This window comes from Acinetobacter sp. ABJ-A23_2 (genome assembly GCF_044538765.1).
In the GTDB taxonomy this organism is placed as follows: domain Bacteria; phylum Pseudomonadota; class Gammaproteobacteria; order Pseudomonadales; family Moraxellaceae; genus Acinetobacter; species Acinetobacter nosocomialis_A.
On sequence record NZ_JBIUCP010000004.1, the window covers coordinates 1 to 19,452 of the forward strand.

General features: G+C 41.2%; 14 protein-coding genes. 4 read left to right on the forward strand and 10 right to left on the reverse strand.

Features of this window, described 5'->3' with window-relative positions:
* Nucleotides 1-526: 526 nt before the first annotated feature.
* The 3 genes from ACH63V_RS02305 to ACH63V_RS02315 all read right to left on the reverse strand — a co-directional run bounded on the left by ACH63V_RS02305 (nucleotide 527) and on the right by ACH63V_RS02315 (nucleotide 4,453).
* On the reverse strand, nucleotides 527-1,873 hold the full coding sequence (locus ACH63V_RS02305; RefSeq protein WP_396462610.1) for an OprD family outer membrane porin: 1,347 nt from the start codon (nucleotides 1,871-1,873) through the stop codon (nucleotides 527-529).
* Between the two features lie 77 nt (nucleotides 1,874-1,950).
* Nucleotides 1,951-3,336, reverse strand: coding sequence for an MFS transporter (locus ACH63V_RS02310; protein ID WP_396462611.1), 1,386 nt, complete (start codon nucleotides 3,334-3,336; stop codon nucleotides 1,951-1,953).
* Nucleotides 3,337-3,508: 172 nt separating this feature from the next.
* On the reverse strand, nucleotides 3,509-4,453 hold the full coding sequence (locus ACH63V_RS02315; RefSeq protein WP_396462612.1) for a dihydrodipicolinate synthase family protein: 945 nt from the start codon (nucleotides 4,451-4,453) through the stop codon (nucleotides 3,509-3,511).
* Between the two features lie 185 nt (nucleotides 4,454-4,638).
* Here ACH63V_RS02315 and ACH63V_RS02320 point away from each other — a divergent pair, with 185 nt between their 5' ends.
* From ACH63V_RS02320 to ACH63V_RS02330, 3 genes are all read left to right on the forward strand, one after another.
* Nucleotides 4,639-5,529: a LysR family transcriptional regulator gene (locus tag ACH63V_RS02320; RefSeq protein ID WP_396462613.1), complete on the forward strand. Its 891-nt coding sequence runs from the start codon at nucleotides 4,639-4,641 to the stop codon at nucleotides 5,527-5,529.
* A gap of 203 nt (nucleotides 5,530-5,732) precedes the next feature.
* On the forward strand, nucleotides 5,733-6,440 hold the full coding sequence (locus ACH63V_RS02325; protein ID WP_151687544.1) for a YoaK family protein: 708 nt from the start codon (nucleotides 5,733-5,735) through the stop codon (nucleotides 6,438-6,440).
* A 123-nt stretch (nucleotides 6,441-6,563) separates the two neighbouring features.
* Nucleotides 6,564-8,492, forward strand: a complete 1,929-nt coding sequence (locus ACH63V_RS02330; protein ID WP_396462614.1) for a lipase family alpha/beta hydrolase — start codon at nucleotides 6,564-6,566, stop codon at nucleotides 8,490-8,492.
* Between the two features lie 39 nt (nucleotides 8,493-8,531).
* Here ACH63V_RS02330 and ACH63V_RS02335 read toward each other — a convergent pair whose 3' ends face one another.
* The 7 genes from ACH63V_RS02335 to betI all read right to left on the reverse strand — a co-directional run bounded on the left by ACH63V_RS02335 (nucleotide 8,532) and on the right by betI (nucleotide 17,524).
* The gene (locus tag ACH63V_RS02335; protein WP_001271328.1) at nucleotides 8,532-9,866 is read right to left on the reverse strand and encodes a basic amino acid/polyamine antiporter; all 1,335 of its coding nucleotides are present in this window, start codon (nucleotides 9,864-9,866) and stop codon (nucleotides 8,532-8,534) included.
* 5 nt (nucleotides 9,867-9,871) lie between these two features.
* Nucleotides 9,872-10,750 (reverse strand): homocysteine S-methyltransferase family protein, encoded by an 879-nt coding sequence (locus ACH63V_RS02340; RefSeq protein WP_396462615.1) that lies wholly within the window; start codon nucleotides 10,748-10,750, stop codon nucleotides 9,872-9,874.
* Between the two features lie 217 nt (nucleotides 10,751-10,967).
* Nucleotides 10,968-11,438, reverse strand: a complete 471-nt coding sequence (locus ACH63V_RS02345; protein ID WP_396462616.1) for a hypothetical protein — start codon at nucleotides 11,436-11,438, stop codon at nucleotides 10,968-10,970.
* A 92-nt stretch (nucleotides 11,439-11,530) separates the two neighbouring features.
* Complete coding sequence (gene mqo / locus ACH63V_RS02350; RefSeq protein ID WP_000714073.1) at nucleotides 11,531-13,171, reverse strand: malate dehydrogenase (quinone); 1,641 nt, start codon at nucleotides 13,169-13,171, stop codon at nucleotides 11,531-11,533.
* A 510-nt stretch (nucleotides 13,172-13,681) separates the two neighbouring features.
* Nucleotides 13,682-15,340, reverse strand: a complete 1,659-nt coding sequence (gene betA, locus ACH63V_RS02355) for a choline dehydrogenase (protein ID WP_001021934.1) — start codon at nucleotides 15,338-15,340, stop codon at nucleotides 13,682-13,684.
* 95 nt (nucleotides 15,341-15,435) lie between these two features.
* Nucleotides 15,436-16,908, reverse strand: coding sequence for a betaine-aldehyde dehydrogenase (gene betB / locus ACH63V_RS02360; protein ID WP_114183655.1), 1,473 nt, complete (start codon nucleotides 16,906-16,908; stop codon nucleotides 15,436-15,438).
* The gene (betI, locus tag ACH63V_RS02365) at nucleotides 16,901-17,524 is read right to left on the reverse strand and encodes a transcriptional regulator BetI (RefSeq protein ID WP_000166965.1); all 624 of its coding nucleotides are present in this window, start codon (nucleotides 17,522-17,524) and stop codon (nucleotides 16,901-16,903) included. Before betI ends, betB begins: the two co-directional genes overlap by 8 nt.
* Before the next feature lie 264 nt (nucleotides 17,525-17,788).
* On the opposite strand from betI, the gene ACH63V_RS02370 reads away from it, so the two are divergent.
* Entirely contained in the window at nucleotides 17,789-19,411 is a 1,623-nt protein-coding gene (locus tag ACH63V_RS02370; protein ID WP_000243373.1) for a BCCT family transporter, read from the forward strand.
* Nucleotides 19,412-19,452: the final 41 nt, after the last annotated feature.

Genomic DNA, 19,452 nt, shown 5'->3' on the forward strand with positions numbered 1-19,452 from the left:
AAATAAAATGACTTAAATTTTAAAATAAAAATAATTTATAAATTTGAAAATTTAGATAATAGAAAACCCAAATTTTAAATAAATAAAAAGTTTATAAGGGAGAGGGGATAAATATATATAGTGGCATGGTCAACTCCTTAAAATGTATGGAGCTCTACCACCAAAAATCACCGTCAATTGATTATGGTGGTAGAACGAAAGGGGGTTAGCAGACTGGGATCCAAGGAACCAGCACGCGCGAGCGCGTCCCCCTCCCGTCCTACCGCAAAGAAAAGGGACGCAAGGGTCTAACGACTTATAGTGGAACTATAACCCGCCATGGATCTACGGTCTGCTAAAACCGACTGGCAATGTAGGCCAGCGGGACCATAATAATCATAAGTTTTTAATAGGTCAATTCAATTTAAATAAAATATTATAAAAATTTTAAATATAAATTTATATTTTAATTAGACTCAAAAGTTAATCGATTTAAATCGTAAAATTAATAAAAATAATAAAGCTAAACTAAACGTTTAGCCTGTGCTTAAAATGTATAACGGTAATTAATAAATACACGGTGCTGGTCCCAATCTTTCCGAGACATGCCATTTATTTTTTCACCTAGGTTTGCATTTTCAAACTTTGACTCATAATGCAAAAATGAATAACGTACATCTAAGTTTTTCACCCACGGCAAGGCATAACTCACCGTAAAGTCAAAGTAACGCTCTTTACCCTCAATATCACTGCTGATGTTACTTTGGTGAGCGCCAAAGCCATAAATATACTTCGCCTCGGTTTTTAAACCTTTCACGTAGTCTTTCCAGTTATATTTCAAGCGAAGGGCAACGGCGGTTTCATCGTTATTGGTAAAATCAGGGCCAATGGTCGCCGAGGTCGGAAACGGGTTGGTGCCGTGGTCTTGCGTTAAAACCGAATTGCGGGCGGAGTGCACGGCAAAGTTATCTTCAATCCAAAAACCATCAAACTTTGAAACGGCAATGCCACCTTCGAGATTATTCTTGGCCACATTTACATCGACAAAATAACCATTTCCGCGGTTGTTAATGTCTTGGCCTTTGACACAATCCAGCTCGGTTTCGGCACCGCATTTAAATAGCTTGCCATCATCACGCGAGAAAAAAGCACCCGTGTTAAATGTCCACACAAGGCCGTGAAAGGGCAATTTATATTGAGCAATCGCCCCGTACTTTTTTAAATAATCTTTGCTATTTAAATATTCGGCATTCACGCTCAAGTTTTTGTACTGATACTTGGCACCAAGCAAACCGACATAATCAATGCGCTCGTCATTTTCCGTGACTAGTTTTTCAAATGAGTCCATGCTGCGCGGTTTCCAGCGGTCATAATAAGCCATGTAAGTTTGTAGCTGATCATTCAGTTGGAACTGACCACTTGCACCCGAAAAAGTGTCGGGCACTGCGCGGTTATTGGTGCTTTTAAGCAACAGTGAGTCTTGCAACTGGCGACCTAATTTAATTTCACCTTTGTCGCCCAGTTTTGCTTTGAGGTAGAGCTGCCCAAAAGTCGCAAAATTTTGATCGAGCTTGCCGTTATTTTCGACTTCTAAAAGCTGAGCGCTAGGCTTGCCAGAGTCAAATAACTTAGTGACTGCATAAAGAGAACCATCTACACCGAGCCAGTCCCACATGTACGGTGACTGATAATTTAACTCAAGCCCTAACGCACTTTGCTCATATTCACTCGACGAAGGCGAAGGGTTGGCAAGCGTGGGGTGGGCAGTGCCTTCATCGTTCCAGTAACGGGTGTTAAGTTTTAATTCTAACTTGCCAAATTGTTGAGGAAGCTCTGCATATGCATTGCTCACACTACCTAAGCCAATACAGCCCCATAGCAAATATTTATTCATTTTAAATTCCTTTTTTAAGCATGAATAAGCCCTTTGCCTAACGCTGGGTTAGGCAAGCTTTTTATGAAATGGATGAATTAAGGAGAGAGTTTTTCGAGCACTTGGCCTTTGGTTTCAATGGCAAACAAGAAGGTCACTAGGCCACCAATGAGTGCCACAACGGCCAGCACACTAAATACATATTGAATGCCATAGCCACCAACTACGAGGCCGACCATAACCGGTCCAATCGCAGAGCCAGCGCGTAACCAAGCGGTACTAAAACCAATGCCCATCGCACGTAGGCGAGTAGGGTAAAGTTCGGCAGCGTAAAGGTATAAAGAGAATGAAATGGTTTGCAAAATGGCATAGCTCAGCGTTGCTAAAATCACAACTTGCATGGCCGATTTTGCACCTAAAACCGAGAGGCTCATGAGTGGAATGATTGCTAAGAAAAACGCTGCACTGTACCAAGGACGGCGACCGACTTTATCAATCATTAACGCACAGATAATAGAGGCGATCACACCCACGCCCGAGGTAATCCAGCCATAACCTAAACTGGTTTGCAGCGACAGGCCAAAGTGTTGTTTGTAAAGAGATGGCAGCCAAGTCACCATGGCATTGTTCACCATATACACGCAAAACCACATGCCCCATAGGGTAAAGGTACGTTTACGGTAAATGCCACGGAACAGCTCACGCCAGTCGGTTTTTGCCATGCCTTGCGGATTAATTTCTTTAACCACAGGTTCAGGCAAAGGTTTACCGCTTTTAATGGCACCGTCTTCAAAGCTTTTAACCACTTGATCGGCTTCTTTAAAACGGCCTTTTGAAGCAAGCCAGCGTGGTGACTCAGGCAAGAAAAATCGTAAAGGAATGACCAGTAAAGATGGAACTAGGCCCACAATGAACATGACTTTCCAGCCGTAAATTGGCATGAGGAAAAAGGCTGCCATGCCTGCAAACATTAGGCCAAGTGGGAACAAAACTTCATAGAGCAAGAAAAACTTACCGCGTTTTTCTGCACCAATAAACTCGTTAATATAGGCACTCGCAACAGGAACTTCGCCACCTGTGCCAACACCTTGTAAGAAACGGAAAATTAACAGCGACATTCCGCTCCACGCAAATAGACAAGAAATGTCCATTGCCACAAACAGTAAAATAGTAAAAGACAGCACTTTTAAACGACCGACTTTTTCGGCAAGAGAACCAAAAAAGATTGCACCGACCAGTTGCCCGACATAGCCCGCGGCAATGATCGCACCGACATAGGCAGGCGTCAGGTGCCATTCGGTAATGAGTTGGGGTAAAGCAAAGGCAATTGCTAGAACAGTATAAGCGTCAAAAAAGGTCGCTATACCAATGGTAATACGCATAAATTGCAATCGACCAGTGACGGGTAGCCGTTCAAGTCTTGCAATAATTTCCGCATTTTTTTGATGATGACTAATTTGTTCTACATCCGCTAGATTTGTCATCTTCTATCTCCTTATTACTACATTCCTCGTAGTTTTTTTGTTCTATTTCGCACTACCTGTTCACCACAGTTTGCATGCTTTTTATTATTATTTTTAAGAGACATGCCCGATGTTTAGCCTCAGGCAGCGTACAGGAAAAAAGGGCTAGCGTACATGCTAGCCCGAATAGAATTTAAGCAACGGCTTGGGTTAAATCGACCTTGCCAATTCCAGCTTGACGCATCGCATCATGAATTTCTTGCTCAGCACCATCTGCCAGTGGAAGCAGAGGCGAACGCACAGTGGCCTGGTCCAAAATTCCGCGAGCAACTAGTGCATGTTTAAGCGCGACTGTGCCTTCCATGTGTGAACCACGGTGATAGACATTGCGAGTCACTGGTAATAATTGATCGTGAATAGCACGAGCTTTGGCGTAATCTTTGGCTTTACCTGCCTTAATCATTTCAATTAACAGTTCAGGGGCAATGTTGCCATAGCCAACCAAAGCGCCGTCTACATCAAACATGGTATGAAGCAAATATTCATCGTGGCAAGTCAATACCTGTAAGTCTGGACGTTCACGGCGAATAATTGGAATTTCGACATCCCAACGGCGCATGTTACGTACACCATTTTTCATGGCAAACACACCTGGCTGTGCAGAAATATCGAGTAAAGTGTCTAGGTCGTAAGTGGCCTTAGTCGCATCTGGATATTGGAATAAAATAGATGGCAAACCACTTTCTTCATAAATCGCTTTATAGCGGTCTTGCGGTGCGCCTTTTTGATAGCCAAAACGCAACCAGCCATGTGAAGGGTAAATCAAACCTGCCGAAGCACCAGCGCTGACTGCGCGTTTTGCTTCTTCTGCTGCAACCGAAGTACCTTCGAGTGTAATCCCTGCGATTACCGGAATTTTATCATCTACCGATTTAACAAAGCTTTCGATGACCTGCATTTGTTCTTTTTGCGACAAGAATGTTCCTTCACCTGCATGCCCAAGAACAACCAAGCCTTTCACACCATCAATACTGCCTAACCATGAACCTAAACGTTGAATCGCATCATGGTCTACTTGTCCGTCACGGGTAAAAGGAGTCACAGGTGCTGGGGTTAATCCACGTAAATCTAAACTCATAATCGTACTTCCTATACAGTGTAATTAAATATTCTCTGGTTCTTAATCTGACTTAAATCGTGTTGTAGAGAACATGATTGGAGTATAGAAATAGGTGAGCTATGTAGGAATTACCAATTCTTGAATTTCAGTTATACTGAAAATGTATGGCTCAAAAATGAAAGTTTACGATTTAGGAAGAATCGATGAATTATGAATTATGGAAAATATTTTTAGACGCGGTGGAACTCGGTAGTTTAAGCAAAGTTGCGATGCTGCATAATACCAACCAACCGCAAATCAGTCGGCAAATGAACGAGCTTGAAGCACAGTGTGGCGGACGTTTATTTAACCGAACTGGACGCGGCGTTGAGCTGACCGACTTAGGCCAGCATTTACTTCCTAAAATTCGTTCATGGCTAAACGTGACCGATCAACTCAATAATGAAATTTTGCACTCGACCGATACCCCGATCGGGACGGTTCGTATTGCCAGTTTGCCGTCTACTGCACATCCGTTGTTATCGACGCTTTATAAAGTGCTTCAAGAGAAATATCCCTTAATTAAACTGTCGGTGCGTGAAGGGCAAGGGGTGCATTTAGAAAAATGGCTGGAAGATGGCAGCGTCGATTTAGCCATACTCTATCGGTTTAACCCGACGCCTAAACAAGGCGATGTTTACCTTACCCAAGCCGATACCTATTTGGTCGGCTGTGAAGGCGATGCGCTCACTCAAGCAAATGAAGTCGAGTTTAAAGAAGTGAGTCAGTTACCGCTGGTCACGTTTTGCAGGCCAAGTAACTGGCGCAATTTTTTAGACCACATGGCTTATGAAAATGGGGTGGAGCTGAATATTGTGTTTGAAGCCGACTCGATTAGTTTACAAACGCATTTGGTTTCCGAGTCTCGCATGTATACCATGCTGGGGCCACAAGCGTTAAAGAAGGCTAGCCAATACACCTCAATTCAAGCTGCAAAAATTATTAACCCCGCACTCAAGCGTTATATTTCTTTGTCTATTTCTAAACATGGCTATTTAACGCCTGCGTGTAAGGCAGTGATGGAAGAAATTAGGAATTTGGCTGATTTGCTTTAATCAAACCGTAACTTTATGACTGATACTGTTGCATGGTACGCATCATAATTGTTGCTATTTTGAAGACAGTGTTGCGACATTAAATAGTCTATGTTTTTACATGCTTTTTTGTTTTTATAAATGCTTTAGCTTTGATTTGTTTTTAAATATTTAAAACATCTTTGTAGTGAATTTAATGACTTTAAAATAACAGGATGCTGTTTATGCCAGAGACCTCAATTCAACAAGAGACACAAAGTACATGGGCGCTATGTCGAGATCCTGTTTTACTGACTATGGTGGGTGGAGCAATTGATACCATTGGTTTTATTGCGTTATTTGGTTTTTTTACCGCGCATGTAACGGGTAACTTGGTACTTGCAGGAGCAGCCTTGGTGAAGGGTGGTGCAGGTTTATGGATTAAACTTGCGGCTATTCCATTGTTTATTGTGACGGTAGTTATTACCAAACTTTTAATTGACCGTAGTCAGACCAAACACAAAACGCTGTCTTATTTATTTTTATTTGAAGCTATTTTTCTCTTTGCTTTTATGGCTGCTGGGCTTTACTTTGAGCCATTTAAAAATGCCGATTCGATTACGGTTGCAATCACTGGTGGCCTCGGTTTAATTGCTTTAGCGATTCGTAATACATCAAGCAAAACCCTTATTAAAAATATTAGCCCCAGTACCATGATGACAGGCAACACTACCCAGCTTGGGATTGATATTGCTAACTTGCTTAAAAATAATAATGCTGCCAATCGGGCAAGTTTGCTTAAAAGTGCCAGTATTGTAATTGGCTTTGTTATAGGTGCTTTGATGGGGGCGGTACTCTATGTCTATTTTGACTTTTGGAGCGTAGCGCCGTTTATTTTACCCATACTCTATTTTTCTTATTTGGCTTCCCAGCAGAAGTTTAAACAAGCTTAATAAAATAGACGGTCAATTTTATTATCTAAATAAAGTCCAATCGAAGCTGAGCCGAAATTGTTCAGGCACAGCTTTACAGGCATAATGATAGGTGGGGAAATACATTCGATAAAGGAATGCACAATGACAAAATCCGGCCCTTATTTAGTGCTTACAATAATGGGACTGCTGAGCGGTTGTCAGGTCATTCATTTAAAAGAAAGTAACTTAAGCAGCGCTTTAAAAAGTAAAAATGAAAGCATTTTGACCGACAATACTCTAAGTCATCAAACCCAAAACTTGCTGTATTTGGTCAAAGAAAGTGAAACGTCTTGTTTGCAAAATTTTAATGTCTGTTTAAATAAAATTCAGGGATTGTCAGAAAATAGCAGCCGAGAAGAACGTTATGCGGCGCTGAGTGAAATTTATTTGGCAAAAGCTTTAGATGTTGGGCGTAGCAGCCAGTGTAATGTCACTCTTAAAAGTAACAGTTGCGTTGAGCAAGAGTTAGCGCTGTTCGATAAAAGCTTGCGTTATAGTTATGTCTATTTATTTGACTCTGAAGAGTCGCCTTTTGATCGGGTATTTGACCATCGCCAAAATCAGGTACGTATTTTTTATAACGTCGCTTTGTCGAAGCTCATGACCACGTATTTTAATCATTTAAATACGCTTCATTTCCCACCTTTACTAAAAGCAGATGGGCATGAGTACCACGTTAACTTTGATCATGCTGTAGATGTACAGCATATTGAAGTCGATACCTTTCGCTCTAGCTATAACATGAACTTTTCAGGGTTTAATACCGTCAACCGTAAGGATGGTTTAGGTGCTGAATTTATTGTGGGACGTAAAGAGCATGATGTAAATCATGGTTTTATTTTAGATCCTGACGCTTTTTATGCTCACCAGAGTAATCCCAACATTCATTTACCACGTTTCTTTCCAGTCACGGCCATTGCCTACCCAAAACAAAAGGCCACAGCCGATCAGGTCATTGATGGGGCAGAGTTAGAAATTGCCATGTTTGACCCATACCGACAGGACCGCGTAAAAGTTGAAGGCGTGGACTATCCACTCACTGCCAACTATTCGGCGCCTTACGGGCTATGGTTATCGAAATATAATTTAGGTGCAGCAGGCTATTGGTCTTTAATTAATAAAGAAGCCAATTTAATCATGCCGCATTTATATATGCTGGAACCCTTTAACCCCAATAAGAAAATTATTGTGTTTATTCATGGCTTGGCAAGCAGCCCAGAGGCATGGGTGAGCCTAACCAACGACATTATGGGTGATGCCGAATTAAGACAAAACTACCAAGTTTGGCAGGTGTTTTATTCAACCAATATGCCGATTTTTGAAAGTCGTTTTCAGATTTATTCTTTGCTGAATCAGGCTTTTCAAAACGTTGCTAAAGACAGTTATGCCGCACACGATGCCGTATTGGTTGGGCATAGTATGGGCGGCGTGATTAGCCGCTTGCTAGTAAGCGATGCAGATGTTTCTGATTTAGCCATGCAAAAAATGAATGAAGCACAGTTAAAGCGTTTAAAAGAAAATCCGGTTATTCGAGAACGTTTTCAGTTCAAAGATTTGCCCTATTTTAAGCGGGTTGTTTTTGTTTCGGCGCCGCATCATGGTACTGACTATGCTGACCGATGGTTTACCCAAATTGCTCGCCGTATTATTCGCTTACCTGCCGACTTTTTTATTGCCGTTGAAATGAGAGATGAGAAAAATACAAAACTCAGAAAAGGCTTAATTGAAAATGGAGCGAGTAATTTAAGTCGTTCTTCTAACTTTATGCAGTTGACCCAAGCCATTCAGCCATCGTCCAACGTGGTCTATCACTCAATTATGGGCAATATAAATGGCACCACAGATAAGTCAAAAATGAGTGATGGGATTGTGCCTTATCAAAGTTCACATTTGGGTGGAGAGCAGTCGGAGCTGATTATTAAAGGTGGGCATTCGATTCAGACTAGCCCTGAGGCAATTTTAGAATTACGCCGTATTTTACGATTGCATTTAAAGCAGTCGCCGCCTTCAAAATACAATTTTTGTTTTTAGAAAACCACTGCTGAAATAGCTCAACAGTGGTTGAAGTGATTAATTAAGCTGGTTTTGTTTGAGCGATTTTTTATGCTCAAAGTAGCTGATTGAAAAAATAACCAAGCCGACCAAATACAGCACACCAGACAACAGCAGTAAGTCTAAACCTGCTGCATAGAGCAACCAAAGTGCATAGATTGAAGCGACACTTGCAATCGCAATATGCGGAGTGCGTTTGTGGCGAATAGATTCTTTAAGATAAAACGCCGATACCAGAAAATAAGGCAGCAAAATCATCACCGAGGAAATCAATAAAAGCTGGGTGTAGTTTTTATTGAAAAAATACACGGCAATCAGAGAACCTTGCACCACAATAGTAGTTAGCCATAGTGAGGAAATCGGCACATTATTTTGGTTATTCTTTAAAAATAGTTTCGGGAAAGCACCATTTTTTGCAGCTAGATATGGAATTTCAGTGGCAAATAAGGTCCAGCTTAAATAAGACGATGAAACTGAAATAATCAAGCCGATAGTAATAATGATGGTACCTGGTAGACCGATGAGTTGCTGTAAAATAGTCGCCATAGATGGGTTATGCATACCAGCAAGCGCTTCACGGCTCACCACACCATAAGCTAATACTGTGACCATGACGTAAAAACTTAATGCCAGCAACACACCTAAAATGGTCGCTTTGCCAATGTCATGACGGTTTTTTGCACGTGATGATAAAACCACCGCACCTTCAATACCGGTAAATACCCAAAGGGTAATGAGCATCAGGTCTTTGACTTGCTGCCAAAGAGGAACTTTTAAAGAAAAGTCATTTAAGTTGAGTTTGAATAAATCAAACTTAAAGGCAATAAAGGTAAAGAAGATGAAAACCACCATTGGAATAATTTTGGCAATGGTTGCCAGTAAATTCACAATTGCAGCTTCTTTAATGCCTCGGCTTACTAACCAGTGCACCAGCCATACAAAAATGCTTGATCCAATCAGTGAGTAGAGCGTATTACCTTCACCAAAAATAATATGGTCTTTGCTGTCGGTAAACATACCAACGCCTGAAAAGGCAATCACTACATAACCGACAATACCAATGGTAGTACACAACCAGTAGCCCCATGCCGAGCAAAACCCGATGAGGTCTCCAAAGCCTTCGCGTGCATAGTTATAAATACCGCCATCTAGATCTGGTCGTTGACGGGTTAAATGCAACAATGAAAGAGCCAAGAAAATAATGCCGACTCCGGTAATGAGCCATGCAACAAGAAGGGCAGAGCCGTTGGCAACTTGAGCCATATTTTGGGGGAGGCTAAATACGCCTGACCCCACCATAGAACTAAATACCAGCGCTGTAAGAGACAATAATCCGATTTTGGCAGCAGACATGGTATTTATTCTTTAAAAAATTGAGAAAGTTCAGCAATGTGTTCTGGTCCAATACCGCAGCAACCGCCCACTAAACTTGCACCTGCTTGCTGCCATTGTTTGGCAAAAGCAAGATAAGTTGGAGCGTCTAAGTCTTTACGAATTTCATCCAGACCATCGTTAGCAGTAGCGCTTTCATCTTGCGGTGGGAACGCGTTGGCATAAGCACCAATTTGTACAGACTCTGGTATAAGCCCTTTAATTTCATTAATCGCTTGCAAGATTACTTCAGGTTGGCAGCAGTTAAACAATACTGCTTTGGCATTTGATTGTTTGATGAAACCAGCCACTTGTTGCATGTTTTCGCCAGAACGAAGTAAAGCTTGTTCTTGTTTAATCTCATCTTGCAGCGTAAATGACACCCAATAGTCCTTACCATCTTGTGGCAATAACGCATGAACTGTTTCAACTTCTTTTAAGCACGATTGAGTTTCAGCGAGCCAGAAATCTACCTCTGGTGCCAATGTGTTAATAATTGGCTCGGCAAGATTTTTAGCCTGTTCCGGTTGGAACAAGTCGGCGCGGTAAGAACCAAATAACGGTGGTAAACAGCCTGCGATTTTGACATTTTTGCCGCTTTCTTTAACTGCATTTTTTGCTTGTTCAATCGCAACTTTAATTAAACGCACGCCGTCAGTTTCAAAACGTTCTTGACCAATATGAAATGGCACAACCGCATAGTTATTGGTTGTAATGACTTCTGCACCAGCGTTGATAAAGTCGAGGTGGACTTCTTTTACTGTTTCAGGTGCTTCAATGAGTGCAAGAGCAGACCACTCTGGTTGACGAAACGGAGCGCCACGGCGAGCCAATTCACGGCCTAAACCGCCATCTAAAATTTTCATAAATTACAACGTAAAGGGAGAAAAATAATTCAGCTAATCTAGCGTGTAGATGAATGCTATTCAATCGCTAATATGCTCGATATATTTCTAAATAAATTAGATTGTTATGAATAATTTTTCTTAGGAGGAATTCTGTAAACGATGTTCAGTTTTACTGATGAATTTCATGTGAAAATGAAAATACATTTTCATGAATGTATACAGACTAAAAATACTCTTATAGCGCGCCGTATTGCTGCCAGCTTTCACCACTATGCTGTGTTTGATAATACGCTTTGAGTTGTTCAAGCTGCGTAAAATGTACGCCTGACCAAATCAATAAACTAATTAATATGAGTACTTTAGATAAACTACGAACTTTACTTACTTGAGTAAAAGCCAACACAACAAAAAATAGCGCAGGTAAAAATATAAAGAACTGGATAGGGGAGAAAAATAGATGAGCCGTGCTGAAATATAACGCGACTGCGCTCATGAGCATATTTAAAACAGCACATAGTTTTTGATATTTACCGAGCTTAAATGCATAAGCTGTTATGACAAATAATACGGCTGAGCTGACGTAAATTGCTGTACCGCCAATCATCCACATATAAAACCCGCTTAACAAAAGATAAGCCAGTAGCAAAACAAGCACGAGCTTAAAACAAAACGGTAAGAGGCGAGGTGATGATTTTAAAGGCGTCATGGCAAGTCTAAATATCTCAACAGAAGTCTTAAAAAAACAAAAGGACGAATCGAAATTCATCCTTTTGATATTTTACTTATACATCATCAAACTTAGTTTGCTTTTGCAACAGGGGCAGCAGCAGTTTCATCGTTTGCAGCTTTGAACGGAGATGTATAGTTCAAGCCAAGTGTAGAGCTTGTGTACTGACGAACTTTGTCGAGTAACACAGGGTCTTTGCTTAAGTCTTGTTTATAAGAAACCACAATTTCATGAAGCTTCTGGTTCCACTTACCTTCAGTTTGCTGAGGGAAAGCTTTTTCAAGCAAGTTAAGCATGATGTATGGAGAAGTCGAAGCACCCGGAGACGCACCTAACAATGCAGTTACAGCACCGTCTTTAGACGCAAAGATTTCTGTACCGAATTGAAGCGTTGCAGGTTTACCCGGTTCTTTTTTGATGATCTGAACACGTTGACCACCTTGGCTTAAACGCCAGTCTTCAGCTTTCGCATCTGGGTAGTATTTACGAAGTTCATTGAGACGGTCTTCATCTGACATCATCACTTGGCTCACCAAGTATTTAACAAGATCAAGGTTTTCCAAGCCAACAGTGGTCATTGGTAAAACATTGCTTTTGTTGGTAGATGCAAGCAAGTCAAGCTGAGAACCATTTTTCAGGAACTTGTTTGAATACGTTGCAAATGGTCCAAACAATACATATTTTTTACCGTCGATATAACGTGTATCAATATGTGGTACAGACATTGGAGGCGCACCAAGTTCCGCACGACCATATACTTTCGCTGTGTGCTGAGCAGTAATTGCTGGGTTGTCAGTAATTAAGAACTCACCACCTACAGGGAAGCCAGCATATTGTTTCGCTTCTGGTAAACCAGTAAGTTGCAATAATTTAACCGCGGCACCACCTGCACCGATAAATACAAAACGCGTTTTAACGTGGTCTGTTTTACCAGTTTTCAAATTTTTGAAAGACACCGTCCAAGTTTTGTCATCATTTTGGCTGATGCCAGTCACTTCAGTTGAAGTCTGTAGTTTGAAGTTAGGGTTTTGGTTTAAGTGATTCACTAATTGTTTAGTGATTGAACCATAGTTCACGTCAGAACCAACTTCCATACGAGTCGCTGCAACTTTTTGAGTTGGATCACGATCGGTCATGACTAAAGGCGCCCATTGTTTAATCACAGCTGGGTCTTCAGTAAATTTCATGCCTTTGAAAAGCGGGCTTTGAATCATGGCAGCATAACGTTTTTCTAAGAATTTAACGTTATCGCCCCAAACGAAAGCAATGTGTGGAACTGGGTTAATGAATGTTTTTGGTTCAGCTAAAACGCCTTGTTTTACCTGATATGACCAGAACTGTTTAGCAACTTCAAACTGAGAAGCAACTTTTTCAGCTTTGGCAATTTCCATCTTACCGTTTTTCTCTTCGGTATAGTTCATTTCCATAAAGCCAGAGTGGCCTGTTCCGGCATTGTTAAAGCCGTTTGAACTTTCTTGAGCAACTTGGTCAAGACGCTCAAACATACGAATTTGCCAATTCGGTTCAAGCTCAGTGAAATAAGTACCGAGAGTGGCACTCATGATACCGCCGCCAACAAGAACAGCATCAACAACTGGCTCATCTTTTGCAGTTTGTACTTGTTTTGACGCAATCGGTCTAAACAAGAAAACAATACCCGCAATTAAAATAAGAATGATTAATACCAGAAGGTATTTCAAAAACTTTTTCATGTAAGGGGGACCTTAAAATAAGTTATTTGAGTCACTTAAGGTGTGAGGAAACCTAGACAGCGTATCCAGACAAAACGGATATAAATGCGAAAGTAAAATTCTCCAAAACAGAGAACTTTGAAAAAAGAAAAATTACTTGGGATTATCGCAAACACTCTATATTTTAGACTAATTTTGCATTGACAATACAATTTTTATAATAAATGGGTTCTATTAAAATCATAAATATGAGTTTTATTTGATCAAATTAAACTTTTATAAGATTATTTTTAGTTTTAATTTTATTGTAAGTAATTGAAAATAAATTAATAAAATAAATTTGGTTAAATTTAAGCCATTTGAAGGATATGCTTCGATAAAAATAGATGAATTTTTAATTTATGACCTATTGATGTAATTAATAACCTTGCATGACCTTATTTTCTGTCATACATAGTTCTTATTAATATGAGTGCTATAAATAATAAAATAAGGGCATATTCCTGCATAAGAAATATGCCCTTTAAGATTTTATGATGCTACATAGAATGGTGCAGTCGAACGTGGTAACGCTTCGCGTCCACGAATTTGGTCTGCAATTTTCTCGGCAATCATAATGGTGGTTGCATTTAAGTTGCCGGTAATAATCAGCGGCATAATTGAAGCATCAACTACACGCAAACCATTCATACCGTGTACACGGCCTTGACCATCTACAACAGCCATTTCGTCTTCGCCCATCTTACAGCTACAAGACGGGTGGTAAGCTGTTTCTGCATGGTTACGAACAAAGTCATCAAGCTCTGCATCTGTCTGTAAATGTTTGCCCGGACTAATTTCATCACCACGATATGGGTCAAGTGCAGGTTGATGCATGATTTCACGCGTAATACGGATTGCATCACGGAACTCACGCCAGTCTTGTTCAGTCGACATGTAGTTAAACAAGATACTTGGATGCGCAAACGGGTCTTTCGATTTAAGTTTGATACGACCGCGTGAAGGCGAACGCATTGAACCCACGTGTGCTTGGAAGCCATGTTCTTTTACTGCATTACTACCGTTGTAGTTAATAGCTACTGGCAAGAAGTGGTATTGAATGTTTGGCCACTTAAACTCATCCGAACTACGGATAAATCCACCCGCTTCAAACTGGTTACTTGCACCAATACCTGTACCATTGAATAACCACTCGGCACCAATAGCAGGTTGGTTATACCATTTTAAAGCAGGGTATAAAGAAACGGGTTGCTTACATTTATACTGTAAGTACATTTCCAGGTGATCTTGTAAGTTTTCACCCACGCCCGGCAAATCATGAACCACATCAATGTCCATTGATTTTAAGAAGGTACTTTGACCTACACCTGAACGCTGTAAAATTTGCGGTGACGCAATTGCGCCTGCACAAAGTAATACTTCACGTTTAACCAAGGCACGTTGCAAGTTGTTTTGATCAGCACCAATAATATATTCAACACCAATTGCTTGCTTTTGATTAAACAAGATTTTGTTGGTCGTCGCATGAGTTAAAATAGTCAGGTTTGGACGACCTTTTGCCATATCCAAATAACCACGTGCGGTACTTGAACGACGGCCTTTAGGCGTAACGGTACGGTCCATTGGACCAAAACCTTCTTGTTGGTATCCATTTAAGTCGTCAGTACGTGGGTAACCTGCCTGTACACCTGCTTCAACCATGGCATGGAACAGCACGTTGTTGCCATTTTTTGGTGTAGCCACTGATACAGGACCGCTATCACCATGATAGTCGTTGCCACCAATGTCACGAGTTTCGGCTTTTTTGTAGTAAGGCAAACAGTCGGCATAAGTCCAGTTTTCAAGGCCTTTATGGGTTGCCCATTGTTCTAAATCCATGGCGTTACCGCGGATATAGCACATACCATTAATTAAAGATGAGCCACCTAAGCCTTTACCACGACCACACTCCATACGACGGTTGTTCATGTGTGGCTCTGGGTCAGTTAAATAAGCCCAGTTATAGCGACGACCTTGAAGAGGGTAGGCCAAAGCTGCCGGCATTTGTGTACGGAAATCCAAGCGATAATCTGGTCCACCTGCTTCTAGCAGTAAAACGGTGGTATCTTTGTCTTCAGTAAGACGCGCAGCGAGTACATTTCCGGCAGATCCTGCGCCAATAATAATGTAATCATATTCTTTAATATTCATAACTATCCTTTTTTTACTAACAGTTTGCCTGAGCAATCTATAAAGACTGCTCGGCATATGTGATTTAGGTTGAAGGTTTTAGAGCGATTGAGGCATTAAAAAATGCTTTGATAATCGCCAAGTTCAACTTGAATAGATTTGATACGGGTATAGTGCCCAAGCGTGGTTAAGCCATTTTCGCGGCCCACACCAGATTGCTTGTAGCCACCAACTGGCATTTCGGCAGGTGATTCACCCCAAGTGTTAATCCAGCAAATACCAGCTTCAATTTGGTGAATAATGCGATGAGCGCGGCTAATATCTTGAGTGACCACACCGGCAGCTAGACCAAAGGTCGTGTCGTTGGCACGTTGAATCACTTCTTCTTCGGTTTCATAGCTTAAGATGCTCATGACAGGTCCAAAAATTTCTTCTTGAACAATCGCCATTTGGTCAGTGCAGTCGCTAAATACAGTCGGTAGTACATAAGCGCCTTTGGCAAGCTCGCCTTCGGTCGCACGACCGCCACCGATTAATACTTTAGCGCCTTGTTGTTTGCCTGACTCAATGAAAGACAATACTTTTTCCATATGAGGGAAGCTAGTGAGCGGGCCGAAGTTGGTGTCTTCAGCCATTGGGTCACCAATGCGAATACGTTTTACACGCTCTACAACCGCTTTTTCAAAGTCAGCTAAACGTGATTTTGGAACAAATACGCGCGTACCGTTGGTACATACTTGACCTGAGCTAAAGAAGTTCGCCATAACCGCAATGTCTGCGGCACGGTTAAGGTCAGCATCTTCACAAATAATGAGTGGTGACTTCCCACCAAGCTCCATAGTCACTTCTTTTAGTGTAGAGCCAGCAGCGCTTGCCATCACTTTTTTGCCTGTCTCTACGCCACCCGTGAATGAGATTTTTTCAATCACAGGATGTTCTGTGAGCCATTGACCGATTTCACGACCAGCACCTTGTACCACGTTAAATACGCCGTCTGGTAAGCCAGCTTCTGTATAGATTTCTGCAAGTTTTAATGCAGTAAGTGGGGTTGTTTCGCTTGGCTTGAAAATCATGGCATTGCCGGCAGCAAGGGCAGGGGCAGATTTCCATAAAGCGATTTGGATTGGATAGTTCCAGGCACCAATACCTGCAACTACGCCTAAAGGTTCACGGCGTGTATAAAAGAAACTTGATTCGCGAAGCGGAACTTGTTCGCCCTGAATAGCTGTTGCAAGTCCTGCGTAGTATTCGAGTACATCTGCACCAGTCACAATATCGACGGTAGATGTTTCGCTGTAGGCTTTACCGGTGTCGAGTGTTTCAAGACGGGCAAGCTCATCATTACGTTCACGGAGAATATCGACAGCACGGCGTAAAATACGTGAGCGCTCCATAGCGGTCATGGCTGCCCAGATTTTTTGTCCTTGTTGGGCACTTTTTACAGCAGCTTCAATATCTTGTTCAGATGCCTGTTGAAGAGTCGCGATAATTTCGCCGTTGGCAGGGTTAATACTATTAAATGTTTTACCACTGGTTGCTTCAACGTAGCGTCCATGGATATACAATTGATGAATTTGTACATCACTCATTTTGTCTCTCCTGCAAAGGCTTGTTCGCAAATTGCAATTGCGTTTTTACATAATCGTAAGCAATGGAACGGGCCAGTTCGCTGTCAAATTCGTTGTGACGGCTTAAACTGCCACGTAACCATAATCCATCAATCAATGCTGCCAGACCTCTTGCGGCAACACTGGCCTGTTGTTCATCCATTAACTTGAGAAAATAAAACTTCAAGTTGGAATACAGGCGTTGATCATTAATCTTTTGCAAACGGCTCAGGTCTGGTACATGCATGCTTGCAGACCAAAAGTCTAACCAGACCCGCATTGCTTTTTCATTTACCTGACTAATGTCAAAGTTAGAGTCAATAATTGCCTTAATCTGGCTTTCCGGATGCGAATCTGCTTCTGCTCTGTACTGTTCGGTTTTCCGACGCAAAACATTGAGCATTTCTTGCATACAGGTATTTATTAACCCTTGTTTGTCGCCAAAATAATGGCTGACAATACCGGTCGACAACTCGGCTTTTTTTGCAATTTGTGCAATGGTGGTATTGGATAACCCCACTTCATAAATTACGTCGAGTGCAGCGTTCATAATCTCTTCACGGCGCACATGCTCTGGTTTTACTCTGCGTTTTGTCATGATTGTCCACATCAGCACTTTTACGGGTGCTTTAAATTCAGCATGTTAACTTGCGGAGCATCATAGCACTTTTTTATCATACTTGTTATTGATTGAACGTTCAATCAATAACAAGTATGATGTGTAAAAATCAATGAATTTTTGAATCTTACTTCGGGGTAGAAGAGATAGAATCAGAAGTTCTTACGGATAGGATGATGCGCATAAGTCCGGTACTTATCACGTTATTTTGGAAAAAATACACCGATTGCAAGGAGCAATAAGATGGTGTTGAAAAGTGATGGATATTCTTCAGACCATATTCGGTTAAATCGTTTTGTATTTTGGAGTTCGGCAGTCAGTATCGGCATTTTTGGCCTATTATTTGTGCTGTTTCCAGAAAAAAGTCAGTTTTGGCTGACCTATGTGCAAGAGCAGGTAAACCACTTTTTCGGGTGGTATTACATGTTGGTGATTGTGCTGTGTTTAGGCTTTGTGGCTTGGCTTGCCTTCTCAAAAGTGGGACAGATTCCTTTAGGAAAAGACCACGACAAACCTGAGTTTGGTTATTTGGCTTGGACCTCAATGCTGTTTTCGGCAGGTATTGGTATCGCGCTACTTTATTATGGTGTTGCTGAACCTGTTGACCATTTTCTAAGACCGCCAGAAGGTGAGGCAGGCACTATTCAGGCTGCCCGCAATGCCATGACCTATAGCTTTTTGCACTGGGGTATTCATGGCTGGGTGCTTTATGCCTTGCTGGGTGTGACATTAGGTTATTTTGCCTTTAGACAAGATTTACCACTCGCACTACGCTCGGCACTCTATCCAATTTTTGGAGAGCGAGTTCATGGCCTGGTAGGTGATTTTGTCGATGGCTTTGGTATTTTAGCAACCGTAATTTCTTTGGTGACCAACTTAGGTATTGGTGCTTTGGTATTGGTTTCAGGCATTTGTTATTTAATTCCTGAAATTCCCGATAACTCTGCAACTTTAATTACTGCTGTTTTAATCATGATGTTTGTGGCGACAGTCACTACAGTGGTCGGGATTGAAAAAGGCTTGGCATGGTTATCACGGATTAATTTACGTTTGCTCTATGCCTTACTTTTATTTGTATTTTTAACAGGACCGACCAACCATTTGTTAAATGGTCTTGTGCAAAATACGGGCGATTACCTTAATAATTTTATGGGTAAAAGTTTTGATATGTATTTATACAATCAAAAAGCCAGTGGCTGGTTGGGTTCATGGACTGTGTTTTATTGGGCATGGTGGATTGCTTGGGCACCTTTTGTAGGAATGTTTATTGCCCGCATTTCCAAAGGCCGAACTATTCGAGAAGTGGTTTTGGGTGTATGCCTTATTCCATTAGGTTTTACCTTGGCTTGGATCTCGATTTTTGGAAATACTGCAATTCATTTAATTCTCAATCAAAAACAGAAAGTTTTAGGTGATATGGTTTTAAGTGACCCTGCATTGTCATTATTCAAATTACTCGAATATCTCCCGTTTAATCCGTATATTGCCGGGATTGTTGTTGTAATTTGTTTCGTTTTATTTTTGACACCGGTTGGGTCTGGTACACTAATGATCGCCAATTTGTCCTCGAAAGGGGGCACCAGTGATAGTGATTCACCGATCTGGTTACGCATCTTTTGGTCTGTGGTCATTACCATTGTAAGTATCGGCTTATTATTAGCAGGTAGTTTTAACTCCATGCAAAGTGCAGTGGTGTTATGTGGTTTACCATTTTCAGTCATTATTTTGCTTTATATGTTTGGTCTAGCCAAAGCCTTAAAGCAAGATGATTTTGACCCGAATGTTGCGAAAAAGCAGTTAGCTATTTCAAAAGACATTTCTATTCCATCGAATTGTGACCAGAACAAAGTGACCGAGGTTTTATAACCTTGGTTCATCACATTTATTTATATTTTTTGCGTTCAAAG